Genomic DNA, 23,744 nt, shown 5'->3' with positions numbered 1-23,744 from the left:
CGTGGCATCTTTATTTCAGGAGGAGCGATGTCTCAGGTTCAGAGTGGCATTTTGCCAGAACATTGCCGCGCGGCGATTTGGATTGAAGCCAACGTTAAAGGGGACGTGGATGCCCTGCGTGCGGCCAGTAAAGTGTTCGTTGATAAACTGGCGACCTTCCAGGCTAAATTCCCGGAAGCCCACCTTGGCGCCGTTGTTGCCTTTGGCAATAACGTCTGGCGTCAGCTGAGCGGTGGTGAAGGGGCGGAAGAGTTAAAAGACTTTATCCCTTACGGCAAAGGCCTCGCACCCGCCACGCAGTACGACGTGCTGATCCACATTCTTTCTCTGCGTCATGACGTGAACTTCTCCGTAGCCCAGGCTGCCGTTGAGGCCTTTGGCGACAGCATCGAGGTGCAGGAAGAGGTTCACGGCTTCCGCTGGGTGGAAGAGCGCGATCTGAGCGGCTTCGTTGACGGCACCGAAAACCCGGCGGGTGAGGAAATTCGTCGCGACGTCGCGGTGATCAAAGACGGCGTGGACGCGGGTGGCAGCTACGTGTTCGTGCAGCGCTGGGAGCACAACCTCAAGCAGCTTAACCGCATGAGCGTGCACGACCAGGAGATGATGATTGGCCGAACCAAAGAAGCCAACGAAGAGATCGACGGCGATGACCGTCCCGTTACTTCTCACCTGACCCGCGTTGACCTCAAAGAAGACGGAAAAGGGCTGAAGATTGTCCGCCAGAGCCTGCCGTACGGTACGGCCAGCGGCACGCACGGCCTTTACTTCTGCGCCTACTGTGCGCGCCTGTATAACATTGAACAGCAGTTACTGAGCATGTTTGGTGATACCGACGGCAAGCGCGACGCCATGCTGCGCTTCACGAAACCGGTGACCGGCGGCTACTACTTCGCCCCGTCCGTTGAGCGTCTGCTGGCGCTGTAATGCCCCTCACCCTGACCCTCTCCCCAAAGGGGAGAGGGGATTAATGCCTTATTCCCTTTTCTGCTTCTAAATCACCAAACGGTATATAAAACCGTTACTCCTTTCGACCTCGTTATAAATATTATGACTATAAGATAGTCATCACATTTATAAGGGTGCGCAATGGCCATTACTGTACTAAAAAAAGGATCGCTGGCACTGGCAGGTTTACTGCTGGTGGCGCAGGCGCAGGCGACTGAACTGTTGAATAGTTCGTATGACGTCTCCCGCGAGCTGTTTGCCGCCCTTAATCCACCGTTCGAACAGCAGTGGGCGAAAGACAATAACGGCGACAAGCTGACCATCAAGCAGTCCCACGCAGGGTCGTCCAAGCAGGCGCTGGCGATTTTGCAGGGTCTGAAAGCGGATGTGGTGACCTATAACCAGGTGACTGACGTGCAGATCCTGCACGACAAAGGCAAGCTGCTCCCGGCGGACTGGCAGAGCCGTCTGCCTAACAACAGCTCGCCGTTCTATTCCACCATGGGCTTCCTGGTGCGTAAGGGCAACCCGAAGAACATCCACGACTGGAACGACCTAGTGCGTTCCGACGTAAAACTGATTTTCCCGAACCCAAAAACCTCCGGTAACGCCCGCTATACCTATCTGGCGGCGTGGGGCGCGGCGGATAAAGCTGACGGTAACGATAAAGCGAAGACCGAACAGTTCATGACCCAATTCCTTAAAAACGTCGAAGTGTTTGATACCGGCGGCCGCGGCGCGACCACAACCTTCGCTGAGCGCGGTCTTGGCGATGTTCTGATCAGCTTCGAATCTGAAGTAAACAATATCCGTAAACAATACGAAGCGCAGGGATTCGAAGTGGTTATCCCGAAAACCAACATCCTGGCCGAGTTCCCGGTGGCCTGGGTGGATAAAAACGTGCAGGCAAACGGTACCGAGAAAGCGGCAAAAGCCTATCTCAACTACCTGTACAGCCCGCAGGCGCAGACCATCATTACCGATTACTACTACCGCGTGAACAACCCGGACGTGATGAACAAGCTGAAAGATAAATTCCCGCAGACCGATTTGTTCCGCGTGGAAGACCATTTCGGCTCATGGCCTGACGTGATGAAAACGCATTTTGTCAGCGGCGGTGAGTTAGACAAACTGCTGGCGGCGGGACGTAAATAATGTTTGCAGTCTCGACAAAACGCGTGCTGCCGGGCTTTACCTTAAGCCTTGGGACCAGCCTGCTGTTCGTCTGCCTGATCCTGCTGTTGCCGCTCAGCGCGCTGGTGGTGCAGCTCTCTGATATGAGCTGGGCCCAGTACTGGGACGTGATCACCAACCCGCAGGTAGTGGCGGCCTATAAGGTCACGCTGCTGTCGGCGTTTGTGGCATCGATTTTTAACGGCGTGTTCGGCCTGCTGATGGCGTGGATCTTAACTCGCTACCGTTTCCCGGGTCGCACGCTGCTTGATGCGTTGATGGATCTGCCGTTTGCACTTCCGACGGCGGTTGCGGGCTTAACGCTGGCGTCGCTGTTCTCGGTTAACGGTTTTTACGGCGAGTGGCTGGCAAAGTTTGATATCAAAGTCACCTATACCTGGCTCGGTATCGCGGTGGCGATGGCCTTCACCAGCATTCCGTTTGTGGTGCGTACCGTACAGCCGGTGCTGGAGGATTTAGGCCCGGAATACGAAGAAGCGGCTGAAACGCTGGGTGCGACGCGCTGGCAGAGTTTCCGCAAGGTTGTGCTGCCAGAGCTTTCTCCGGCGCTGCTGGCGGGCGTGGCGCTGTCGTTTACCCGAAGCCTCGGCGAGTTTGGTGCGGTGATCTTCATCGCCGGGAACATCGCGTGGAAAACGGAAGTGACCTCGCTGATGATTTTTGTGCGTTTGCAGGAGTTTGATTATCCGGCTGCGAGCGCGATTGCTTCGGTGATCCTCGCCGCGTCGCTGCTGCTGCTGTACTCGATTAACACTCTGCAAAGTCGCTTTGGTCGACGTGTGGTAGGTCACTGATGGCGGAAGTTACTCAATTGAAGCGTTACGATGCGCCCCGCATCAACTGGGCAAAATGGTTTCTGATTGGGACGGGCGTGCTGGTATCCGCACTTATTCTCGTTGTGCCAACGGTCTATATCTTTGTCCAGGCATTCAGTAAAGGGATTATGCCCGCTCTGGAAAATCTGGCGGACCCGGATATGCTGCACGCCATCTGGCTGACCGTGCTGATTGCGCTGATCACCGTGCCGGTCAACCTGGTGTTCGGTACGCTGCTGGCCTGGCTGGTGACGCGCTTCAACTTCCCTGGACGTCAGATGCTGCTGACCCTGTTGGATATTCCGTTTGCCGTGTCGCCTGTTGTTGCCGGTCTGGTTTACCTGCTCTTTTACGGCTCGAACGGTCCGCTTGGTGGTTGGCTGGATGAGCATAACCTGCAGATTATGTTCGCCTGGCCGGGCATGGTGCTGGTGACTATCTTTGTCACCTGTCCGTTTGTGGTGCGCGAGCTGGTGCCGGTGATGCTAAGCCAGGGCAGCCATGAAGACGAAGCGGCGGTGCTGCTGGGCGCCTCCGGCTGGCAGATGTTCCGTCGCGTCACGCTGCCGAACATCCGCTGGGCACTGCTCTATGGCGTGGTGCTGACCAACGCCCGCGCGATTGGCGAATTTGGTGCGGTGTCGGTGGTGTCCGGCTCGATCCGCGGCGAAACCCTGTCGCTGCCGTTACAGATTGAATTACTGGAACAGGACTACAACACCGTCGGTTCCTTTACTGCCGCAGCGTTGCTGACGCTGATGGCGATTTTGACCCTGTTTTTGAAGAGTGTGGTGCAGTGGCGTTTAGAGAATCAGGAAAAACGTCAGCATCAGGAGGGAAATCATGAGCATTGAGATTGCCAATATTAAGAAGTCTTTTGGTCGCACGCAGGTGCTGAATGATATCTCGCTGGATATCCCTTCCGGACAAATGGTCGCGCTGCTGGGGCCGTCTGGTTCCGGTAAAACCACGCTGCTGCGTATTATCGCCGGGCTTGAGCATCAGACCAGCGGACATATCCGCTTTCACGGTACCGATGTGAGCCGTCTGCATGCCCGCGACCGTAAGGTAGGCTTTGTGTTCCAGCATTACGCGCTGTTCCGCCATATGACGGTGTTCGACAACATCGCGTTTGGTCTGACGGTGCTGCCGCGTCGCGAGCGTCCAAATGCGGCAGCCATCAAAGCCAAAGTGACCAAACTGCTTGAGATGGTGCAGCTTGCGCATCTGGCAGACCGTTTCCCGGCCCAGCTTTCCGGCGGGCAGAAGCAGCGTGTCGCGCTCGCGCGCGCCTTAGCCGTTGAGCCACAAATTCTGCTGCTGGATGAACCCTTTGGCGCGCTGGATGCGCAGGTGCGTAAAGAGCTGCGTCGCTGGCTGCGTCAGCTGCATGAGGAGCTGAAGTTTACCAGCGTTTTCGTGACCCACGATCAGGAAGAAGCGATGGAAGTCGCGGACCGTGTCGTGGTCATGAGCCAGGGCAATATTGAGCAGGTTGACGAGCCGGAGCAGCTCTGGCGTGAACCGGCGACCCGTTTTGTACTGGAGTTTATGGGCGAGGTGAACCGTCTGCAGGGCACCATTCGCGGCGGTCAGTTCCACGTGGGTGCGCACCGCTGGCCGCTGGGCTATACCTCCGCGCATCAGGGGCCTGTCGATCTGTTCCTGCGTCCATGGGAAGTGGACGTCAGCCGTCGCACTAGCCTGGATTCACCGCTGCCGGTACAGGTGCTGGAAGCTAGCCCTAAAGGTCACTACACCCAATTGGTGGTACAGCCGCTGGGCTGGTATACCGAGCCGCTGACCGTGGTGTTGCGTGACGAAGAGCCGCCGCACCGGGGTGAGCGCCTGTTTGTGGGCCTGCAGCATGCCCGTATTTATCATGGCAATGAGCGTATCGAGACGCGCGAGGATATTGCTCTGGCGGAGTCGGCCTGATAGGTTAGGATTACGTAGTTTTGCTACAGTTATCACTGTGTCTTGTAGGCCGGGTAAGCGAAGCGCCACCCGGCTTTTTTTATTGAGTAAAAAACGTGAATACACTCGAAAACACCATCGGCAACACGCCTCTGGTCAAGCTTCAGCGCATGGGACCAGACAACGGCAGCGAAATCTGGGTCAAACTCGAAGGCAATAACCCGGCGGGTTCGGTGAAAGACCGTGCCGCACTGTCGATGATTGTTCAGGCTGAAAAACGCGGTGAAATCAAGCCGGGCGACGTGCTGATTGAGGCCACAAGCGGCAACACCGGTATCGCGCTGGCGATGATCGCCGCGCTGAAAGGCTACCGCATGAAGCTGCTGATGCCGGACAACATGAGTCAGGAGCGCCGCGCCGCGATGCGTGCCTACGGAGCCGAGCTGATTCTGGTGACCAAAGAGCAGGGAATGGAAGGCGCACGCGACTTAGCGTTAGAAATGGCCGAGCGCGGTGAAGGTAAACTGCTCGATCAGTTCAACAATCCGGACAACCCGTACGCGCACTACACCACTACCGGCCCGGAAATCTGGCAGCAAACGGACGGACGCATCACCCACTTTGTCTCCAGCATGGGTACCACCGGCACCATTACCGGCGTATCGCGTTTTCTACGCGAGCAGCAGAAAGCCGTCACCATTGTTGGCTTGCAGCCGGAAGAGGGGAGCAGCATTCCGGGGATTCGCCGCTGGCCTGCGGAATACATGCCGGGCATCTTTAATGCACAGCTTGTGGACCAGGTGCTGGATCTTCACCAGCGCGAGGCGGAAAATACCATGCGTGAGCTGGCCGTGCGCGAAGGCATCTTTTGCGGCGTCAGCTCGGGCGGCGCGGTAGCGGGGGCGATTCGGGTGGCAAAGGCAAACCCGGGGGCCGTAGTGGTGGCAATTATTTGCGATCGCGGCGATCGTTACCTTTCTACGGGCGTCTTTGGTGAAGAGAGTTATTCGCAGGGGGCGGGGATTTAAGCGTCATGGAGATGATTCTATTCCGGGATAATACCCGGGCGCAGCAAACCGATATTGTCGCGGTGCAGTCGCAGGTGGTTTACGGTAGCGTGGGCAACAGTATCGCTGTACCAAATATTCGCACGCATCGTCTGAACGTGACTGCCGTACCGACGGTGCTGTTCAGCAACACGCCGCACTATGATACCTTCTACGGTGGGGTGATCCCCGACGAGTGGTTTAGCGGCTATCTTAAGGCCCTGAACGAGCGCGAGATCCTGCGCGAGCTTAAGGCGGTCACCACCGGCTATATGGGCAGTGCCAGCCAGATAAAACTGCTGGCCCAGTGGCTCAAGACCATCAAAGTGCAGCATCCCGATCTGCTGGTGCTGGTCGACCCGGTTATCGGCGATATCGACAGCGGGATGTACGTGAAACCGGATATCCCTGAAGCGTATCGGGAGCACCTGCTGCCGCTGGCGCAGGGGATTACGCCGAACGTCTTTGAGCTGGAAGTGTTAAGCGGCAAACCGTGCCGGACTCCTGAAAGCGCGATTGTCGCCGCGCAGGGGTTGCTCTCAGATACGTTGAAATGGGTTGCGATCACCAGTGCGCCGGTGGCCGATGACCCGGAGAATATCCACGTGGTGCTGGTGAGTAAAGAAAGCGTGACCGTGAGCGCGCACCCTCGTGTCGAAACCGATCTGAAAGGGACGGGCGATCTGTTCTGTTCGGAACTGGTCAGCGGAATTGTCGAAGGCAAAACCATTGCTGAGGCGATTCGCAAAGCAGGTGACCGGGTGACGGACGTGATGGTTTATACCCAGTCGAAAGGTTACGACGAACTTATTCTCCCCGCATAAACAAAAATGGCGCCCGAAGGCGCCATTTCTTTGTGCGGCAAGAATTACTTCTTGATGCGGATAACCGGGGTTTCGCCCACGGTAACGCTGCCGGACAGTTTGATCAGTTCTTTGATTTCGTCCATGTTGGAGATAACAACCGGAGTCAGAGTAGACTTCGCTTTTTCTTCCAGCAGTGGCAGATCGAATTCAATCACCGGGTCGCCAACTTTCACACGCTGGCCTTCTTCCGCGATACGTTTGAAGCCTTCGCCTTTCAGTTCAACGGTGTCGATACCGAAGTGAACGAACAGTTCGATACCGCTATCAGATTCGATAGAGAACGCATGGTTGGTTTCAAAAATTTTACCGATGGTGCCGTCAACTGGAGCAACCATTTTGTTGCCAGTTGGTTTGATAGCAATGCCATCACCAACGATTTTCTCAGCAAACACTACATCCGGCACGTCTTCGATGTTGACGATCTCGCCGGAGAGCGGAGCAACAATCTCAATAGTTCCGGAGTCTTTCTTATCATCAGAAACCAGAGATTTCAGTTTATCGAACAAACCCATGATCTTCTCCTAAGCAGTAAATTGGGCCGCATCTCGTGGATTAGCAGATTGTTTTTTCTTCAATGAACTTGTTAACCAGCGTCATTAACTCGTCCGTTGTCGGTTGAGCAAGAGCCTGCTCTGCTAACACCTTCGCATCTTCGAAGTTCGTGTTACGGATAATCTTCTTAATGCGCGGGATGGAAATGGCGCTCATAGAGAATTCGTCCAGACCCATACCCAGCAACAGAAGTGTAGCACGTTCGTCGCCTGCAAGCTCACCACACATGCCAGTCCATTTACCTTCTGCATGAGAAGCATCAATGACTTGCTTAATAAGCGTCAGTACGGACGGTGACATTGGCTGGTAGAGATGTGAAATCATATCATTACCACGGTCAACTGCCAGGGTGTACTGCGTTAAATCATTGGTACCGATACTAAAGAAATCAACTTCTTTGGCTAAATGACGCGCAATTGTTGCGGCTGCAGGTGTTTCAACCATCACACCCACTTCGATTGACTCGTCAAACGCTTTACCTTCGTCACGCAGTTCCTGTTTGTAGATTTCGATCTCTTTCTTCAGTGCACGCACTTCTTCAACAGAGATGATCATCGGGAACATGATGCGCAGTTTACCGAAAGCGGATGCACGCAGGATAGCGCGAACCTGGTCACGCAGGATCTCTTTGCGATCCATGGCGATACGCACTGCACGCCAGCCCAGGAACGGGTTCTCTTCTTTCGGGAAGTTCATGTACGGCAGCTCTTTGTCGCCACCGATGTCCATGGTACGGACGATAACCGCCTGAGAGCCACAGGCTTCAGCCACGGCTTTGTACGCAGCGAACTGTTCTTCTTCAGTTGGCAGCGCGTCACGGTCCATGAACAGGAATTCAGTACGATACAGACCCACACCTTCCGCACCGTTGCGCTCAGCGCCTTCAACGTCGCGTACGGTACCGATGTTCGCGCACACTTCTACCTGATGGCCGTCCAGCGTAATGGCTGGCAGATCTTTCAGTTTAGCGAGTTCCGCTTTCTCGGTTGCAACCTGCTCCTGAACGGCGCGCAGCTGCTCGATCTCTTCGTTAGTTGGGTTGACGTAAACCTGATTGTTTACGGCATCCAGAATCAGATAATCGTCGTTTTTCACCTGAGCAGTGACGCTACCGGTACCCACGATGGCAGGCAGTTCCAGAGAACGCGCCATGATAGAGGTGTGGGAGGTACGGCCACCTGCATCAGTGATGAAACCCAGCACCTTTTTCAGGTTCAGCTGTGCGGTTTCTGACGGGGTCAGGTCGGCGGCAACCAGGATCACTTCGTCCTGAATCGCGCTCAGATCGATAATGGCCAGACCCAGGATGTTGCGCAGCAGGCGCTTACCGATGTCACGTACGTCAGCCGCACGCTCTTTCAGGTATTCATCATCCAGTTCTTCCAGGGCAGTTGCCTGACCTTCGATAACTTCATGCGCAGCCGCGTCGGCCGTCATGCCTTTATCTTTAATCAGGGCTATGATTTCCTGCTCCAGCTCCTCATCTTCGAGCAGCATGATGTGCCCTTCGAAGATGGCTTCTTTTTCTTCACCGAAAGTTTCGCCAGCTTTAGTTTTGATCGCTTCCAGTTGCGCAGATGCCTTGGCACGACCGCTCAGAAAACGTTCAACTTCCTGATCAACCTTGTCGGCAGAAATTTTTTTCCGGTCAATGACGATTTCGTCTTCTTTCAGCAGCAATGCTTTGCCGAAAGCGATACCCGGGGATGCTAAAATGCCTGAAATCATAACCCTACCTTACTTGTGACTGATATTGAAAAGAACCCGTAAACTTACTCGAGCTCAGCCATCAGTTTAACCAGATGCTCAACTGCTTTCTGCTCGTCTTCACCTTCCGCAGAGATGGTGACCACGGTGCCCTGAGTCAGGCCCAGAGTCTGCAGTTTGAACAGGCTTTTTGCGCTAGCGCTTTTGCCGTTGGAAGTTACAGTGATTTCAGAAGTGAAGCCTTTCGCTTCTTTAACAAACTGAGCAGCAGGGCGGGTGTGCAGACCGTTCGGAGCGGTAATGGTAACTTCTTGCTGGAACATTGTATTTCCCCAACTTATAGGTTTAGTGTTGTGGAACTAAAGTCTAGCCTGGCGGCTTAACTTTAGCCTGTATTGTTAGCGCTGACGTTTCAATCGTCATTAAACATTATGCAGCGAAAGCAAGACTTGAACCAAATCATAAAATCGATTCAGCAAGGCTATTTCGTTCACTGATTAATTTCACGCATCAAAATAATTGCTGGTTTAAATACCAGACACAACGGGGTGAAGCAATGCCAGGAGGGGTAAAACTTTGAAGCAGGCCACAAAAAAGCACCTAAAAAGGTGCTTTTTTACGCGTTTTTAACATGCTGGCATCACTGTTGCAGTTCTTTCTCAGTGAAGAGATCGGCAAACAGTGCGGTGCTCAAGTAACGCTCACCCGAAGAAGGAAGGATAACCACAATATTCTTGTTGGTAAAGGTCTCATCTTCCTGAAGTTTGAGTGCGGCCGCAACGGCAGCACCGGAGGAGATACCCGCCAGAATGCCTTCTTCATCCATCAGACGACGTGCGGTTGAGATCGCTTCTTCGTTAGTGATGGCAACGACTTTATCGATCAGCTTTAAATCCAGGTTACCCGGAATGAAGCCCGCGCCGATGCCCTGAATTTTATGCGGGCCAGGCTTGAGTTCTTCGCCCGCCAGCGCCTGAGCGATAACCGGTGAGTCGGTGGGTTCAACGGCAACGGTAATCAGGTCTTTTTTACCTTTCGTGCCTTTAATATACCGGGATACGCCGGTTAGCGTTCCGCCGGTACCTACGCCGGAGATAAACACGTCAACCTGACCGTCCGTATCTTCCCAGATTTCCGGACCGGTAGTTTTCTCATGGATTTCCGGGTTAGCCGGGTTGCTAAACTGCTGCAGCAGCAGATATTTTGCTGGATCGCTGGCCACAATCTCTTCGGCCTTCTGAATGGCACCTTTCATGCCTTTCGCGCCTTCGGTCAGAACCAGGTTTGCACCCAGCGCTTTCAGCAGCTTGCGACGTTCAATACTCATGGTTTCAGGCATGGTGAGCGTCAGCTTGTAGCCACGCGCCGCAGCGACATAGGCCAGAGCGATACCGGTGTTGCCACTGGTCGGCTCAACCAGCTCAACGCCTGGTTTCAGCACACCCCGTTTTTCCGCATCCCAAATCATGTTTGCACCGATGCGGCATTTTACGCTGAAGCTTGGGTTACGTGATTCGACCTTCGCCAGAATGCGTCCATTACCGATACGGTTCAGTCGAACCAGGGGCGTGTGACCGATAGTCAGCGAGTTGTCTTCATAAATCTTACTCATGGCCTGTCCTTAACTGTATGAAATTGGGATACCGACCCAGCATACCTGTTGAACAGGTAGGGGGAAGTAAGGAATTCGCATATCTATATACTGCAAGGAAATAATGGGGATCAGTATGGAATAAGGGGAGGCATAAGCCACCCCTGCTTTACACATTTTTGCATTATTTCCATAACGCGTGCTTAGCACGGTAGCAGTCCACCCACATCGCCGTCGCGCCGCAAACGGCGACGGGCATGATGAACAGATTCAGGAACGGGATCATGGTGAACAGGCTGGTCAGCGCGCCAAACTGCATATTGGTCACTTTTCGCGTACGCAGGGCGATGCGCATTTCTTTAAACGGCACCTTATGGTTATCGAACGGGTAGTCGCAGTACTGAATGGCCAGCATCCAGGCGCTGAACAGGAACCACAGCACGGGTGCTACCGTCTGGCCGATACCGGGCACGAAATACAAAATAAGCAACACAATCGCGCGGGGAAGGTACCAGGCAAACTTCTGCCATTCGCGTTTCATGATGCGCGGGAGATCTTTCATGATCCCCAGTACGCCCGTGTCCGGCGGCGTTGCGCCGGTGAGCCGTGCTTCGAGTTGTTCTGCCAGCAGGCCGTTAAACGGTGCGGCTATCCAGTTCGCAATCGTCGAGAAAAAATAGCCAAACACCAGCAGCACGGAGATCACCGCCACCGGCCAGAGAAGGTAGTTAAGCCACTGCAGCCAGTCCGGCACGTAGCTCATCAGCGACGGGATCCAGCTCTCGAGCTTCGTGAACAGCCACCAGAACGCGCCGCCCATCAGCACAATGTTGATGAGCAGGGGGAGTATGACGAAACGGCGAATACCCGGTAGAGAAACCAGTTTCCAGCCCTGAGAAAAATACCAGACACCGCTGCGCGGGGATGAAGAAGATGTTGAAACCATAACCAGGCTGTACTCCTTTTTACACAACCAGTGGAATTGCCCGCCTATATTATCCAGTTACGGAGCAATGACCAGTTCGGAAATGTTCGAAAAAACAGCAAAAAGCACGTTTTAGCGCATCTTTATGCTGTGAATGCTCTGCATACACTTGCACTTGAGTTAAACGGCAAATACTCTTAGTGAGTAAATGTTTGCCGTGGTGGCAAGGTGTTAGAACAACAGAGAATATAATGATGCAGGATTTGCGTCTGATATTAATCATTGTTGGCGCGATCGCCATAATCGCTTTACTGGTACATGGTTTCTGGACCAGCCGTAAAGAGCGTTCTTCTATGTTTCGCGATCGCCCACTGAAGCGCATGAAGTCCAGTCGTGATGACGATGACGTTGAAGACGACATCGACGGAGTTGACGACGACGGCGTGGGTGAAGTTCGTGTTCATCGGGTCAATACTGCGCCCGGCGCTGGTCATGGGGAGCAAGAAGCGCCTCGTCCTTCGCAGCACCAGTATCAACCGCCGTATGCTTCTGCACAGCCGCGCCAGCCAGCGCCGCAGCCTGTGGAAGAACCGGTGCGTCAGCCGCCGCAACAGCCGGTTCATCAGCAGCCTGCTGCGCCGCAACCTGCGCCTCAACAGCCTGTGCAACAACCTGTACAGCAGCCAGTGCAGCCGATTCAGCAACCGCAACAGCAGCCTGTCCAGGTGCAGCCTGCGCCTCAGCCTGCTCCCGTGGCACACGTTGAGCCAGAGCCCGTTGTAGAGCCGGAACCGGTTGTCGAAAAACCGCAGCGTAAAGAAGCGGTAATCATCATGAACGTTGGAGCCCATCACGGCAGCCACCTTAATGGTGACGTGCTGCTCAACAGCATTGAGCAGGCAGGTTTCAAATTTGGCGACATGAATATATTCCATCGTCACCTGAGCCCTGACGGGAGCGGCCCGGCGCTGTTCAGTCTGGCAAATATGGTCAACCCGGGTACCTTTGACCCGGAAATGACCGGTGATTTCGTGACGCCGGGTGTGACTATCTTTATGCAGGTTCCGTCCTACGGTGACGAGCTGCAAAACTTCAAGCTGATGCTGCAGTCCGCTCAGCACATTGCCGACGAAGTGGGTGGTGTGGTGCTCGACGATCAGCGTCGAATGATGACCCCGCAGAAATTGCGCGAGTATCAGGACCGCATCCGCGAAGTTAAGGAAGCCAACGCGTAATCGTCGCGTTTACTTCAACTCCTCCTCAACCCCCGCCTGTCGGGGGTTTTTTCTCATTGATGGTGCGATATGGACTCAATCGAACAACAACTCACTGAACTGCGAACCACGCTTCGCCATCATGAATACCTCTATCATGTTATGGACGCGCCAGAAGTACCGGATGCGGAGTACGACCGCCTGATGCGCGAGTTGCGCGAACTGGAGGCGCAGCATCCAGAACTGATTACGCCGGACTCCCCGACGCAGCGCGTCGGGGCGGAACCGCTGGGTGCTTTCAGCCAGGTTCGCCACGAAGTCCCGATGCTGTCTCTGGATAACGTCTTTGATGAAGAGAGTTTCCTCGCGTTTAACAAGCGCGTGCAGGATCGTCTGAAGAGTAGTGATAGCCTGAGCTGGTGCTGCGAGCTGAAGCTGGACGGACTGGCGGTTAGCATTCTTTATGAAAACGGCGTGATGGTGCGTGCCGCGACGCGTGGTGACGGTACGACGGGCGAAGACATTACCACCAACGTGCGAACCATCCGTGCCATCCCACTGAAATTGCGCGGTGAGAACATTCCAGCGCGTCTTGAGGTTCGTGGCGAAGTGTTCCTGCCCCAGGCGGGCTTCGAGAAAATAAACGAAGAGGCACGCCGCACTGGCGGGAAGGTGTTTGCTAACCCTCGTAATGCAGCGGCTGGCTCCCTGCGCCAGCTTGACCCGCGCATCACCGCGAAGCGACCGCTTACTTTCTTCTGCTACGGCGTGGGTATCCTGGAAGGCGGTGAACTGCCGGATACGCACCTCGGACGTCTGCTGCAGTTTAAAGAGTGGGGCTTGCCGGTAAGCAACCGCGTTCAGCTCTGCGACTCTCCGGAGGAGGTCCTGGCGTTCTACCACAAAGTGGAAGAGGATCGCCCAACGCTCGGCTTTGATATTGATGGTGTTGTCATCAAGGTCAATTCACTGGCGCTACAGGAACAGCTGGGCTTTGTGGCGCGCGCGCCGCGCTGGGCGGTGGCGTTTAAGTTTCCTGCTCAGGAGCAGATGACCTTCGTTCGCGACGTAGAGTTCCAGGTCGGCCGTACGGGGGCAATTACTCCCGTTGCGCGCCTGGAGCCGGTACATGTTGCTGGTGTGCTGGTGAGTAACGCCACGCTGCATAACGCCGACGAAATCGCGCGTCTGGGGTTACGCATCGGTGACAAAGTGGTGATACGCCGCGCCGGGGATGTGATCCCCCAGGTGGTGAACGTCGTTGAGTCAGAACGTCCTGACGATACGCGCGAGATTGTCTTCCCGGAGCATTGCCCGGTGTGTGGCTCTGACGTTGAGCGTGTCGAAGGTGAAGCGGTGGCTCGCTGTACGGGGGGCCTGATCTGCGGCGCGCAGCGTAAAGAGTCGCTCAAGCACTTCGTCTCCCGTCGTGCAATGGATGTCGACGGCATGGGCGATAAAATTATCGATCAGCTGGTTGAGAAAGAGTATGTCCACACGCCAGCGGATCTCTTCAGGCTGACGGCAGGTAAACTGACCGGCCTGGATCGCATGGGGCCGAAGTCAGCGCAGAATGTCGTTAACGCGCTGGAGGCGGCGAAAGAGACCACCTTTGCCCGTTTCCTTTACGCGCTGGGCATTCGTGAAGTCGGTGAAGCGACGGCTGCGGGCCTGGCGGCGTACTTCGGCACGCTGGAGGCGCTGGAAAAGGCAAGCATCGACGAGCTGCAAAAAGTACCGGATGTCGGCATTGTAGTCGCCACGCACGTCTTTAACTTCTTTGCTGAAGAGAGCAACCGCGAGGTCATCGGCAAGCTGTTGGAAGAGGGCATCAGATGGCCCGCGCCGGTGGTGGTCAACGCCGAAGAGATCGACAGTCCGTTTGCCGGTAAAACCGTGGTGCTGACCGGCAGCCTGAGCCAGCTTTCCCGGGACGACGCTAAAGCGCGTCTGGTGGCGCTGGGGGCCAAAGTGGCAGGCAGCGTATCGAAGAAAACCGACCTGGTGATCGCCGGAGAAGCGGCCGGTTCGAAGCTGGCGAAAGCCCAGGAGCTTGGCATTGACGTTATCGACGAAGCCGAAATGATGCGCCTGTTAGGAGAGTGACGTGGAGAAAGAACAGCTCGTTGAGATCGCCAATACGGAGATGCCGTTCGGTAAATACAAGGGCCGCAGGCTGATCGATTTGCCGGAAGAGTATCTGCTGTGGTTTGCCCGTAAGGATGAATTCCCGGCCGGGCGGCTGGGCGAGCTGATGGCTATCACGTTACTGATTAAAACCGAGGGGCTGACCCAGCTGGTTCAGCCCCTTAAGCGTCCTTAAGCCTTCGCGGCGCGGGTCTCTTCCTGCGCCAGCTTTTCGGTCTGGCGTTTGTAACGACGCGCCAGCACCGCACAAACCATCAGCTGGATTTGGTGGAAAATCATCAGCGGCAGCACCATCATCCCAATCACCGAGGTCGGGAACAGAATGTTCGCCATCGGAATGCCGTTCGCCAGGCTCTTTTTCGAGCCGCAGAAGACAATTGTGATTTCATCCGCTTTGTTGAAGCCGCATTTGCGTGCCACAAACACATTTACCGCAATCACTATCGCCAGCAGAATAATGCTGACGACCACGATAAACAGCAGTGAACCTGCACCAACCTTATGCCAGATGCCGTTTACCACCGCTTCACTGAAGGCGGAGTAAACCACCAGCAGAATCGACGTCTGGTCGGTTTTTGAAATCCATTTTTTATGCTTCGCCACAAACGCGCCGGTCCACGGTCGGGAAAGATGTCCAAGTACAAACGGCAGCAGCAATTGCAGACAAATTTTGCCCACCTGCTCCAGGTTGCCCTCTGCACCGTGCATGTTCATCAGCAGGCCTACCAGCAGCGGCGAGACGAAAATCCCTAACAGGCTGGAGGCGGATGCTGAACAAACTGCCGCCGCCACGTTGCCGCCTGCCAGCGAGGTAAAGGCGATGGCAGACTGCACGGTAGCGGGGAGAATGCACAGATACAGGAATCCGGTATACAGGGCTGGATCGACATTCACCGGTGCCCACCAGGCAAACAGCACGCCCAGTACAGGGAAGAGGATAAAGGTGCTGCACATCACCCACAGATGCAGGCGCCAGTGCCCGCCGCCTGCAATGATGGCCTCGCGGGAGAGTTTGGCACCATGCATAAAGAACAACAGGGCGATGGCCGCCGTGGTCAGCCCTTCAAAGAATGGAACGAAACCGCCGCGAGCGGGGAAAAACGAGGCCAGTAAAACGGTAACCACCAGGGTAAGCGTGAACGGATCAAGGATACGAAAAAGTTTCATAATCACTCCTGAAAGCAGATGTCGCTATTGTGCTTTCTTCCGTTTGAGAAATAAAATTGATTTATTGCATCCATTCATGAATTAAACAGATGAATTATTCATTACGTCAGCTTCGTGTTTTTGTCACCGTGGCGCAGGCTCGCAGTTTTAGCCGGGCGGGGGAGATGATTGGCCTGAGCCAGTCGGCCGTCAGTCATAGCGTTAAGGAGCTGGAAACGCAGACGGGAGTGAAGCTGCTTGACCGAACGACGCGTGAGGTGGTGCTTACCGAAGCGGGGCAGCAGCTGGCGATGCGTCTGGAGAGGCTGCTGGACGAGTTGAACAGCACGCTCAGGGATGTGGGGCGACTCGGACAACAGCTTTCCGGCACGGTGAGGGTGGCGGCGAGCCAGACCATCTCCGCGCATCTTATTCCTCAGTGTATTGCCGAAAGTAATCATCGCTATCCGGATATTGATTTTGTTTTGCATGACAGGCCGCAGCAGTGGGTGCTGGAGAGCATCCGTCAGGGGGATGTGGATTTCGGCATTGTTATTGACCCTGGTGCGGTAAGCGACCTGGAATGTGAAGCGGTGCTCTCAGAACCCTTTTTGTTGCTTTGTCGCGATGACGACGCGCTGGCATCGCTGCCGCACGTGACATGGCAGGCGCTGCAAGGGGCAAATCTGGTGCTACAGGATTATGCTTCAGGAAGCCGCCCGTTGATTGATGCCGCGCTTGTCGCACAAGGTGTGAAGGCAACCATTGTGCAGGAGATAGGGCACCCGGCCACGCTGTTCCCCATGGTCGAAGCCGGGATTGGGATAAGCGTACTACCGGCGCTTGCGCTGCCGTTGCCGCAGGGGAGTCGCTTAACGGTCAGGCGTTTTACGCCCTGCGTTCAACGCCAGCTGATGCTGGTTCGACGCAAAAACCGTTCTCTTTCAGGGGCGGCTCACGCCTGCTGGGACGTGGTGCGCGAGCAGGCTCAGCGCTTGATGGAAGCCCGCACGCGCGATCCCCTGTTTAACGATCAGATATAGATATCAATCTTGTGCTCAGCGGAAGGGTTGTTGACGCCTTCCGCCACTGACTGACTGCTTTCCTGTTTTGGCATCTCTTCTTCTGCCTGCTGACGCTGCAATTGCGCCAGCTGTGCCTGCAGCATAGTCAACTGAGATTCGAGTAACTCCTGCTGCTTTTGTTTTTCTTCTGTTGTTGCATCACTCAGTGCCACTTCTTTGAGTTGCTGAGTGGCTTTTGTTATCTGTTTCATCAGCCGATTGATCTGGGAGGCAATGTCATTACCACCAGAACTATTATCAGCACTGCCGATTTCCATCGCCGACAGAGAAACTGCATTGAGGGTTGTCATAATGAGATCCTTTTCGCCATAAAACAGAGGTATCGGCAAGGAAAGGATTAGCTTGAGCAAAACTGCCATATCTGGCAGGTTCGAATTGATTAAATCGCAGATAGCAAAAAAGCGCCTTTAGGGCGCTTTTTTACATTGGTGGGTCGTGCAGGATGACTCGCTTCGCTCGCCCTTCGGGCCGTCGCCGTAAACGGCTCCGGTGCCTCACTGCGTTCGGCTCGAACCTGCTGCAGGTTCGAATCATCCAGATCGCAGATAGCAAAAAAGCGCCTTTAGGGCGCTTTTTTACATTGGTGGGTCGTGCAGGATGACTCGCTTCGCTCGCCCTTCGGGCCGTCGCCGTAAACGGCTCCGGTGCCTCACTGCGTTCGGCTCGAACCTGCTGCAGGTTCGAATCATCCAGATCGCAGATAGCAAAAAAGCGCCTTTAGGGCGCTTTTTTACATTGGTGGGTCGTGCAGGATGACTCGCTTCGCTCGCCCTTCGGGCCGTCGCCGTAAACGGCTCCGGTGCCTCACTGCGTTCGGCTCGAACCTGCTGCAGGTTCGAATCATCCAGATCGCAGATAGCAAAAAAGCGCCTTTAGGGCGCTTTTTTACATTGGTGGGTCGTGCAGGATTCGAACCTGCGACCAATTGATTAAAAGTCAACTGCTCTACCAACTGAGCTAACGACCCGAAATGGTGGGCGATGACGGGCTCGAACCGCCGACCCCCTCCGTGTAAAGGAGATGCTCTACCAACTGAGCTAATCGCCCATTTCGGAACTGCTGCGATAAGGTGAGAATGGTGGGCGATGACGGGCTCGAACCGCCGACCCCCTCCGTGTAAAGGAGATGCTCTACCAACTGAGCTAATCGCCCAATCTCAATTCTTATCTACACTGCGAGTCTACTTAAAGTAGATGGTGGGTGATGACGGGCTCGAACCGCCGACCCCCTCCGTGTAAAGGAGATGCTCTACCAACTGAGCTAATCACCCCCGCTGTGTGGAGTCGCATTATAGGGAGAGTTGAAAATGAGTCAACGCATTTTCTAAAGTTTTTATTCGTTCGTCGTAAAATTAGACAAAACGATCGTGAAACGGGCAATGGCGCATGATTTCTAAACAAAAACAGTAAACTCAAGCCCGATTCAGGGAACAACATTGAGGAATCGCCGCACAGTGATAGAATATTGCCCATTGTTTTTTCCCCAAGATTTGCCGATTGCCGGCATCTTTATAACGTAAGGCCATTTCATGAAAATCAAAACTCGCTTCGCGCCGAGCCCGACAGGCTATCTGCACGTCGGTGGTGCACGTACCGCTCTATATTCCTGGCTTTTTGCACGCCACAACAAAGGTGAGTTCGTGCTGCGTATTGAAGACACCGATCTTGAGCGCTCCACGCCGGAAGCAATCGAAGCCATCATGGATGGTATGAACTGGCTGAATCTGGAATGGGACGAAGGCCCGTATTTCCAGACCAAACGTTTTGACCGCTATAACGCTGTCATTGATGAAATGCTGGTCGCGGGCACGGCGTATAAGTGCTATTGCTCCAAAGAGCGTCTGGATGCACTGCGTGAAGAGCAGATGGCGAACGGTGACAAGCCGCGTTATGACGGTCGTTGCCGCCACGACCATAGCGAGCATGCGGCTGATGAGCCGTGCGTTGTGCGTTTTGCTAACCCGCAAGAGGGTTCTGTTATCTTTGATGACCAGATCCGTGGCCCAATTGAATTCAGCAACCAGGAGCTGGACGATCTGATCATCCGTCGTACCGACGGTTCCCCAACCTACAACTTCTGCGTTGTGGTAGACGACTGGGATATGGAAATCACTCACGTTGTGCGCGGTGAAGACCATATCAACAACACACCACGTCAAATCAACATCCTGAAGGCGCTGAATGCGCCCGTGCCGGTGTATGCACACGTGTCCATGATCAACGGTGACGACGGTAAAAAACTGTCTAAACGTCACGGTGCCGTGAGCGTGATGCAGTATCGCGACGACGGTTATCTGCCGGAGGCGCTGCTGAACTATCTGGTGCGTCTGGGCTGGGCTCACGGTGACCAGGAGATCTTCAGCCGCGAAGAGATGATCGAACTGTTCTCTTTGAACTCTGTGAGCAAATCAGCGAGTGCATTCAATACCGATAAGCTGCTGTGGCTGAACCATCATTACATCAACACCATGCAGCCAGAGTATGTCGCGACATATCTGCAGTGGCACATTGAGCAGGCGAATATCGATACCCGTACCGGTCCTGAACTGGCCGATCTGGTGAAACTGCTCGGTGAACGTTGCAAAACGTTGAAAGAGATCGCCGAAAGCTGCCGTTACTTCTACGAAGAATTCGATGAGTTTGATGCCGACGCGGCTAAGAAACACCTGCGTCCGGTTGCCCGCCAGCCGCTGGAAGTGGTGCGTGACAAAATCGCCGCTATCACGGAATGGACCGCGGAGAATGTGCATCACGCTATTCAGGCAACCGCAGATGAGCTTGAAGTCGGTATGGGCAAAGTGGGTATGCCGCTGCGCGTCGCCGTGACCGGTGCGGGTCAGTCTCCAGCGCTGGACGTCACCGTTCATGCTATTGGTAAGTCTCGTAGCGTGGGGCGTATCAATAAGGCACTGGATTTTATTGCTGAGCGTGAAAGCCAGCAGTAATCAATTGCCAGTGAATCAAACGGCAGGGGAACCTGCCGTTTTTTTTGTCTGCTATTCAGCAATACCGAGCCGTGAGAGAAATTCTTTTACCCCCTCGCGCTTCAGCAATATGAGAAGACGTTCCTGTTCAACCTGCGTCATGTTCTCCAGCGAGTCGATGATTTGTGGGTGCAGGGTAGACGATGAGGGTATCCCATAGAGAGAGGGCGTTTCGGCCACCTGGTAAATCGCCTGTCGGTGACGGATGGCAGGAAGGCTAATAATATGTTCCTTCACCCGCGCATCGACATGGATCAGTCTTGCTCTTCCCCCTTTTACGCCGTTAACACCCTCCGTTTTCCATCCTTTCTGGCGTATCCAGCGGTTAACGGTTTGCCTGGCGACGCCCAGACAGTCAGCCAGTTCATCCGTGGTCATTTTGCTGCGTAATCTTTTCATATTAGTTCTGGTCGCGAATCCCTAAACGTTGCAACAATCCGGTAATCCCTTCCCGCAGTAACAGCGATGTCAGCTGCTTTTGCTCATCCGGCGTCATTTCATTTGCCAGTGTCAGAAGTAAAGTATGAAGTGAACCCTCGTAGCCGGCGCTGTCTGGCACTTCAGGCGTCTCAGACGCCCTGCGGGCACTGCGGATAAACTCCCGTACCTTTTCATTCACATGCACCAGACGCGCCTTGCCACCCTGAACGCCTGGTTTTGGCGATGTAATCCAACCTTCTTTACGTACCCATTTATTGATGGTCTGACGGCTATAGCCAGTGAGCAGGGCTAACTCTTCTGGCGTCATTCGTTCCTTGATCATGCAATTTCCTGAGTGTTCGTGGGGTTAATTAGTGGTTCATCTTATAGCACCGTTTTACGTGAAAACGTGACAGGCTTAACTCCTGACTGCGAGCAGGCTCGCAAAGTGATTCATTTGCATGATTTTTCAGCGATTGAAAGGTGGGGGCTGATTTTGCCGTTGACACTCAGCAGCGGAATTCATATTATGCCGCCCGTCAACATGACAGCTTTACGACGGGGCTATAGCTCAGCTGGGAGAGCGCCTGCATGGCATGCAGGAGGTCAGCGGTTCGATCCCGCTTAGCTCCACCAAACTCTGAACCCAACAGAGTGCGGTAAGTAAAGTAACATGTGGGGCTATAGCTCAGCTGGGAGAGCGCTTGCATGGCATGCAAGAGGTCAGCGGTTCGATCCCGCTTAGCTCCACCAAAATTTGAACCCTCGTCGAAAGACGGGGGTTTTTTTTATACCTTTGTAAAATATTCATACTGCTTTTGTTGCAATAAAACGCTTTTTCTATACCTCACCTCAACTCAAATCAATAAACGGGTCTATAAATAGACTTGAACTTGATTCGAGCAATTAATAAACCTATTATCCATCCGGTCAATGATACGCTGGTAAAATAGAATTCCTGACTGAATGAATAGAAAAGCTTACAATAATGTAAAAATATTTATGATTGCCCTGGGGCTATGCTTGATTGCAGTGCCCTTTTCCCGTTATATCTCTCCACGCGCTATTGTTAACGGGCATGATGTTTATTTAGCATGGTTGCCATTAAGTGTCATGCTGGCTGTTATTTTGTTGTTTGGCCGCCGGGCAGTTATTCCTGTTGTGTTAAGTTTTACCATCACTAATATATTTATCGTTGATTTAGCGCCGCTACAATATGCAGTTTTATTGTTTTGTCAGACGTTCTCAGTTTTCGCAGCGTGTGGCATTATCCGTCTGATGCTGGGCAGGCGCTGGCGCTACAGCGTGCCCAATAAGTACATCGGAATACGCATTTTCTGGCTTGGTTTTATGGTGCCGGTAGGTATCAAATTATCAATGTACCTGGCTGGCTATTTATTTCATTTCCCGGTGACAATCTCTACTTACTTCGGTGAAGGCACCACGATTTACAACGTTGTGGATATTCAAAGCCTGATCTGTGCGGCGTTGATTTTCACCATGATGTTCTATTATCCATTAAGAATGATTATTAATCCCCGCTACGCCAGAACATTTTGGCGGCGAAGCGTGAAGCCTGTCTTTTTTCATAAAAAACCATTGTTTGTCGTCATCTGGCTGATGCTTCTGGTCGCCTTCATGGCAATTTTATGTGCTCCATTTGAGTCACCTATAATTGCAGGATATTTGATGCCCATTATTTTCATTCTTTTCACGTTAGGCATCAGTCGCTTGAGTTATGCGCTCATCTCATTGTTTTGGGCCGTATCCGCGCTCCTGCTGCTGACTTACAACTACAACTTTCTTAACGGGGTGGAGTCGGGGCACTCGCTCTCGTTTATCCTCTCCGTACTGATTTCTTTCGCCATCTGTTTGCTTTATATGTCACGGATCTACCAGCGAAGCGAATGGATGAAACAAGGCTGGCAGGAGAGGGCGCTAACCGATCCGTTGACCGGTTTACCTAATATTCGTGCGCTGGAAGAGTTCCTGGTTATCCACCCTGACGCCAAAGTGTGTTGTCTGCGAATGGACAATCTGGAGTTCCTGAGCCGCCACTACGGCATTCTTATGCGGGTTCACTGCAAGCGGATGATTACCGCGTCGCTCCAGCCCTTACTGCAAAAAGACGAACAGCTTTTCCAGTTGCCCGGAAGTGAGCTGGTGCTGGTGCTGTTAGGGCCCGAAACCTCAGAGCGCCTGCAGCATATGATTGATCAACTGAATAGCCGCAAGATTTACTGGAACAACACCGGGCTGGATATCGAGTTTGGTGCCTCCTGGGGGGAAGTCGAAGATGGCGAGAATTTGCATCATACGCTTGGCCAGCTGAGCTGGCTGGCGGAGCAGTCGTGTGCGGCACATAACGTTCTGGCACTCACAAACAGCATTGAGGACGTCTCCGGGCAAACCACCGACAGGGTGCTGATGTTAGGGCGTATTAAACGTGCGCTTGATGCTGACGGGCTCCAACTGTATGCCCAATCGATTCAGAATGCCGAGGGGAAAGGATATTACGAAATCCTCTCCCGCCTGGAGAGCGAGGGAGAGATGATCACCCCCGATCGCTTTATTCCGCTGATTGCCCAGTTTAACCTGAGCCATCGCTTTGATCTGACTGTGGTTGAGAAGTTACTGGTCTGGCTGCGGGATAATCCCGCCACGCATGCCGGTACCCGTTTCTCTGTCAATTTGATGCCGATGACCTTGATGCAAAAAGAGGTCGCCACGGAGATTATCGCGCTCTTCGATCGCTATACCGTCCCGCCCCAGGCCGTGGTCATCGAGATAACCGAAGAACAGGCTTTCTCCAATTCGGGCAGTAGCATTAACAATATCCAGCAGCTGAGAGAGCATGGGTTCCGTATTGCTATTGATGACTTTGGAACAGGCTATGCCAACTTTGAGCGTCTAAAGCGCCTGCAGGCCGACATCATCAAGATTGATGGTTGTTTCGTAAAGGATATCTGCAGCGACAACATGGATGCGATGATTGTGCAGTCGATCTGTAATCTGGCGAAAACAAAATCGCTCTGTGTGGTTGCGGAATATGTGGAAACCCCGGCGCAGCGGGATATGTTGCTGCACTTTGGTGTCGATTATCTGCAGGGCTACCTGTTAGGCAAACCCAAACCGCTTGCCGAATTACAGGCATAAAAAAACCGGGAACTTTCAAGCTCCCGGTTTT

Annotated in this window: 22 protein-coding genes, 6 tRNA genes and 3 other RNA genes; 15 read left to right on the top strand and 16 right to left on the bottom strand. The window is 53.8% G+C overall.

The features are described from left to right. Nucleotides 1-27 precede the first annotated feature (27 nt). The 7 genes from N2K86_RS15760 (at nt 28) to pdxK (ending at nt 6,744) form a co-directional block, all read left to right on the top strand. The gene (locus N2K86_RS15760) at nt 28-927 is read left to right on the top strand and encodes a Dyp-type peroxidase (protein ID WP_260659227.1); all 900 of its coding nucleotides are present in this window, start codon (nt 28-30) and stop codon (nt 925-927) included. Between the two features lie 162 nt (nt 928-1,089). Continuing rightward, nucleotides 1,090-2,103, top strand: a complete 1,014-nt coding sequence (locus N2K86_RS15755; RefSeq protein ID WP_260659226.1) for a sulfate ABC transporter substrate-binding protein — start codon at nt 1,090-1,092, stop codon at nt 2,101-2,103. After that, nucleotides 2,103-2,936, top strand: a complete 834-nt coding sequence (cysT, locus tag N2K86_RS15750) for a sulfate/thiosulfate ABC transporter permease CysT (protein WP_260659225.1) — start codon at nt 2,103-2,105, stop codon at nt 2,934-2,936. The genes N2K86_RS15755 and cysT overlap by 1 nt, the downstream gene beginning before the upstream one ends. Then, on the top strand, nt 2,936-3,811 hold the full coding sequence (gene cysW / locus N2K86_RS15745) for a sulfate/thiosulfate ABC transporter permease CysW (protein ID WP_260659224.1): 876 nt from the start codon (nt 2,936-2,938) through the stop codon (nt 3,809-3,811). Before cysT ends, cysW begins: the two co-directional genes overlap by 1 nt. Then, nucleotides 3,801-4,895 (top strand): sulfate/thiosulfate ABC transporter ATP-binding protein CysA, encoded by a 1,095-nt coding sequence (gene cysA / locus N2K86_RS15740; protein ID WP_260659223.1) that lies wholly within the window; start codon nt 3,801-3,803, stop codon nt 4,893-4,895. The genes cysW and cysA overlap by 11 nt, the downstream gene beginning before the upstream one ends. 95 nt (nt 4,896-4,990) lie before the next feature. Next, entirely contained in the window at nt 4,991-5,902 is a 912-nt protein-coding gene (cysM, locus tag N2K86_RS15735) for a cysteine synthase CysM (RefSeq protein ID WP_260659222.1), read from the top strand. Between the two features lie 5 nt (nt 5,903-5,907). Continuing rightward, nucleotides 5,908-6,744: a pyridoxine/pyridoxal/pyridoxamine kinase gene (gene pdxK / locus N2K86_RS15730; RefSeq protein WP_260659221.1), complete on the top strand. Its 837-nt coding sequence runs from the start codon at nt 5,908-5,910 to the stop codon at nt 6,742-6,744. Between the two features lie 44 nt (nt 6,745-6,788). On the opposite strand, the gene crr is transcribed toward pdxK, so the two are convergent. The 5 genes from crr to cysZ form a co-directional block, all read right to left on the bottom strand. Next, the gene (crr, locus tag N2K86_RS15725; protein ID WP_003861316.1) at nt 6,789-7,298 is read right to left on the bottom strand and encodes a PTS glucose transporter subunit IIA; all 510 of its coding nucleotides are present in this window, start codon (nt 7,296-7,298) and stop codon (nt 6,789-6,791) included. Nucleotides 7,299-7,338: 40 nt separating this feature from the next. Further along, nucleotides 7,339-9,066 carry a phosphoenolpyruvate-protein phosphotransferase PtsI gene (gene ptsI, locus N2K86_RS15720; RefSeq protein ID WP_221550928.1) on the bottom strand — a complete coding sequence of 576 codons (1,728 nt, stop codon included), beginning with the start codon at nt 9,064-9,066 and terminating at the stop codon, nt 7,339-7,341. Nucleotides 9,067-9,110: 44 nt separating this feature from the next. After that, the gene (ptsH, locus tag N2K86_RS15715; RefSeq protein WP_000487600.1) at nt 9,111-9,368 is read right to left on the bottom strand and encodes a phosphocarrier protein Hpr; all 258 of its coding nucleotides are present in this window, start codon (nt 9,366-9,368) and stop codon (nt 9,111-9,113) included. A 317-nt stretch (nt 9,369-9,685) separates the two neighbouring features. After that, a complete protein-coding gene (cysK, locus tag N2K86_RS15710) occupies nt 9,686-10,657 on the bottom strand; it encodes a cysteine synthase A (protein WP_006176601.1) in 972 nt (323 codons plus the stop codon). A 163-nt stretch (nt 10,658-10,820) separates the two neighbouring features. Beyond that, entirely contained in the window at nt 10,821-11,582 is a 762-nt protein-coding gene (gene cysZ / locus N2K86_RS15705; RefSeq protein ID WP_260659220.1) for a sulfate transporter CysZ, read from the bottom strand. A gap of 230 nt (nt 11,583-11,812) precedes the next feature. Between cysZ and zipA the strand changes: the two genes are divergently transcribed. The 3 genes from zipA (at nt 11,813) to N2K86_RS15690 (ending at nt 15,098) form a co-directional block, all read left to right on the top strand. Then, nucleotides 11,813-12,796 (top strand): cell division protein ZipA, encoded by a 984-nt coding sequence (gene zipA / locus N2K86_RS15700; protein WP_260659219.1) that lies wholly within the window; start codon nt 11,813-11,815, stop codon nt 12,794-12,796. A 69-nt stretch (nt 12,797-12,865) separates the two neighbouring features. Then, nucleotides 12,866-14,881, top strand: a complete 2,016-nt coding sequence (gene ligA / locus N2K86_RS15695) for an NAD-dependent DNA ligase LigA (protein WP_260659218.1) — start codon at nt 12,866-12,868, stop codon at nt 14,879-14,881. Between the two features lies 1 nt (nt 14,882). Next, nucleotides 14,883-15,098, top strand: coding sequence for a DUF3820 family protein (locus tag N2K86_RS15690; RefSeq protein ID WP_003861328.1), 216 nt, complete (start codon nt 14,883-14,885; stop codon nt 15,096-15,098). On the opposite strand, the gene N2K86_RS15685 is transcribed toward N2K86_RS15690, so the two are convergent. Next, nucleotides 15,095-16,090 (bottom strand): bile acid:sodium symporter family protein, encoded by a 996-nt coding sequence (locus tag N2K86_RS15685; protein ID WP_260659217.1) that lies wholly within the window; start codon nt 16,088-16,090, stop codon nt 15,095-15,097. The genes N2K86_RS15690 and N2K86_RS15685 overlap by 4 nt on opposite strands. A gap of 89 nt (nt 16,091-16,179) precedes the next feature. Between N2K86_RS15685 and N2K86_RS15680 the strand changes: the two genes are divergently transcribed. Beyond that, nucleotides 16,180-17,112 carry a LysR family transcriptional regulator gene (locus N2K86_RS15680; protein ID WP_260659216.1) on the top strand — a complete coding sequence of 311 codons (933 nt, stop codon included), beginning with the start codon at nt 16,180-16,182 and terminating at the stop codon, nt 17,110-17,112. On the opposite strand, the gene N2K86_RS15675 is transcribed toward N2K86_RS15680, so the two are convergent. From N2K86_RS15675 to N2K86_RS15640, 8 genes are all read right to left on the bottom strand, one after another. Then, nucleotides 17,103-17,444 (bottom strand): FlxA-like family protein, encoded by a 342-nt coding sequence (locus tag N2K86_RS15675; protein ID WP_211447293.1) that lies wholly within the window; start codon nt 17,442-17,444, stop codon nt 17,103-17,105. The genes N2K86_RS15680 and N2K86_RS15675 overlap by 10 nt on opposite strands. A 136-nt stretch (nt 17,445-17,580) precedes the next feature. Then, nucleotides 17,581-17,709, bottom strand: a non-coding RNA gene (locus N2K86_RS15670) — RtT sRNA. 26 nt (nt 17,710-17,735) lie between these two features. Further along, nucleotides 17,736-17,864: non-coding RNA, RtT sRNA (locus N2K86_RS15665), on the bottom strand. 26 nt (nt 17,865-17,890) lie between these two features. Then, nucleotides 17,891-18,019, bottom strand: a non-coding RNA gene (locus N2K86_RS15660) — RtT sRNA. 26 nt (nt 18,020-18,045) lie between these two features. Continuing rightward, a tRNA-Lys gene (locus tag N2K86_RS15655) sits at nt 18,046-18,121 on the bottom strand. A gap of 4 nt (nt 18,122-18,125) precedes the next feature. Then, a tRNA-Val gene (locus N2K86_RS15650) sits at nt 18,126-18,201 on the bottom strand. 29 nt (nt 18,202-18,230) lie between these two features. Continuing rightward, nucleotides 18,231-18,306, bottom strand: a tRNA-Val gene (locus tag N2K86_RS15645). 42 nt (nt 18,307-18,348) lie between these two features. Beyond that, nucleotides 18,349-18,424: transfer RNA gene (locus N2K86_RS15640), tRNA-Val, on the bottom strand. A gap of 258 nt (nt 18,425-18,682) precedes the next feature. Here N2K86_RS15640 and gltX point away from each other — a divergent pair. Continuing rightward, nucleotides 18,683-20,098: a glutamate--tRNA ligase gene (gene gltX / locus N2K86_RS15635; RefSeq protein WP_260659215.1), complete on the top strand. Its 1,416-nt coding sequence runs from the start codon at nt 18,683-18,685 to the stop codon at nt 20,096-20,098. A gap of 51 nt (nt 20,099-20,149) precedes the next feature. On the opposite strand, the gene N2K86_RS15630 is transcribed toward gltX, so the two are convergent. After that, nucleotides 20,150-20,536 carry a YfeC-like transcriptional regulator gene (locus N2K86_RS15630; RefSeq protein ID WP_260659214.1) on the bottom strand — a complete coding sequence of 129 codons (387 nt, stop codon included), beginning with the start codon at nt 20,534-20,536 and terminating at the stop codon, nt 20,150-20,152. Between the two features lies 1 nt (nt 20,537). Beyond that, nucleotides 20,538-20,900 carry a YfeC-like transcriptional regulator gene (locus tag N2K86_RS15625; RefSeq protein WP_260659213.1) on the bottom strand — a complete coding sequence of 121 codons (363 nt, stop codon included), beginning with the start codon at nt 20,898-20,900 and terminating at the stop codon, nt 20,538-20,540. 217 nt (nt 20,901-21,117) lie between these two features. Here N2K86_RS15625 and N2K86_RS15620 point away from each other — a divergent pair. From N2K86_RS15620 to N2K86_RS15610, 3 genes are all read left to right on the top strand, one after another. Continuing rightward, nucleotides 21,118-21,193, top strand: a tRNA-Ala gene (locus N2K86_RS15620). A 41-nt stretch (nt 21,194-21,234) separates the two neighbouring features. After that, nucleotides 21,235-21,310: transfer RNA gene (locus N2K86_RS15615), tRNA-Ala, on the top strand. Between the two features lie 213 nt (nt 21,311-21,523). After that, complete coding sequence (locus N2K86_RS15610) at nt 21,524-23,713, top strand: sensor domain-containing phosphodiesterase (protein WP_260659212.1); 2,190 nt, start codon at nt 21,524-21,526, stop codon at nt 23,711-23,713. Nucleotides 23,714-23,744: the final 31 nt, after the last annotated feature.

Origin of the sequence: Enterobacter mori (genome assembly GCF_025244905.1) — a bacterium.
Classification (GTDB): domain Bacteria; phylum Pseudomonadota; class Gammaproteobacteria; order Enterobacterales; family Enterobacteriaceae; genus Enterobacter; species Enterobacter mori_A.
This window is presented reverse-complemented; position numbering and strand designations above follow the sequence as displayed.

Excerpts from the sequence above, each read along its gene's own strand:
- N2K86_RS15760 (WP_260659227.1), top strand. The coding sequence starts at position 28 with ATGTCTCAGGTTCAGAGTGGCATTTTGCCAGAACATTGCCGCGCGGCG.
- N2K86_RS15755 (WP_260659226.1), top strand. The coding sequence starts at position 1,090 with ATGGCCATTACTGTACTAAAAAAAGGATCGCTGGCACTGGCAGGTTTA.
- cysT (WP_260659225.1), top strand. The coding sequence starts at position 2,103 with ATGTTTGCAGTCTCGACAAAACGCGTGCTGCCGGGCTTTACCTTAAGC.
- cysW (WP_260659224.1), top strand. The coding sequence starts at position 2,936 with ATGGCGGAAGTTACTCAATTGAAGCGTTACGATGCGCCCCGCATCAAC.
- cysA (WP_260659223.1), top strand. The coding sequence starts at position 3,801 with ATGAGCATTGAGATTGCCAATATTAAGAAGTCTTTTGGTCGCACGCAG.
- pdxK (WP_260659221.1), top strand. The coding sequence starts at position 5,908 with ATGGAGATGATTCTATTCCGGGATAATACCCGGGCGCAGCAAACCGAT.
- crr (WP_003861316.1), bottom strand. The coding sequence starts at position 7,298 with ATGGGTTTGTTCGATAAACTGAAATCTCTGGTTTCTGATGATAAGAAA.
- ptsI (WP_221550928.1), bottom strand. The coding sequence starts at position 9,066 with ATGATTTCAGGCATTTTAGCATCCCCGGGTATCGCTTTCGGCAAAGCA.
- ptsH (WP_000487600.1), bottom strand. The coding sequence starts at position 9,368 with ATGTTCCAGCAAGAAGTTACCATTACCGCTCCGAACGGTCTGCACACC.
- cysK (WP_006176601.1), bottom strand. The coding sequence starts at position 10,657 with ATGAGTAAGATTTATGAAGACAACTCGCTGACTATCGGTCACACGCCC.
- cysZ (WP_260659220.1), bottom strand. The coding sequence starts at position 11,582 with ATGGTTTCAACATCTTCTTCATCCCCGCGCAGCGGTGTCTGGTATTTT.
- zipA (WP_260659219.1), top strand. The coding sequence starts at position 11,813 with ATGATGCAGGATTTGCGTCTGATATTAATCATTGTTGGCGCGATCGCC.
- ligA (WP_260659218.1), top strand. The coding sequence starts at position 12,866 with ATGGACTCAATCGAACAACAACTCACTGAACTGCGAACCACGCTTCGC.
- N2K86_RS15685 (WP_260659217.1), bottom strand. The coding sequence starts at position 16,090 with ATGAAACTTTTTCGTATCCTTGATCCGTTCACGCTTACCCTGGTGGTT.
- N2K86_RS15680 (WP_260659216.1), top strand. The coding sequence starts at position 16,180 with ATGAATTATTCATTACGTCAGCTTCGTGTTTTTGTCACCGTGGCGCAG.
- N2K86_RS15675 (WP_211447293.1), bottom strand. The coding sequence starts at position 17,444 with ATGACAACCCTCAATGCAGTTTCTCTGTCGGCGATGGAAATCGGCAGT.
- gltX (WP_260659215.1), top strand. The coding sequence starts at position 18,683 with ATGAAAATCAAAACTCGCTTCGCGCCGAGCCCGACAGGCTATCTGCAC.
- N2K86_RS15630 (WP_260659214.1), bottom strand. The coding sequence starts at position 20,536 with ATGAAAAGATTACGCAGCAAAATGACCACGGATGAACTGGCTGACTGT.
- N2K86_RS15625 (WP_260659213.1), bottom strand. The coding sequence starts at position 20,900 with ATGATCAAGGAACGAATGACGCCAGAAGAGTTAGCCCTGCTCACTGGC.
- N2K86_RS15610 (WP_260659212.1), top strand. The coding sequence starts at position 21,524 with ATGAATAGAAAAGCTTACAATAATGTAAAAATATTTATGATTGCCCTG.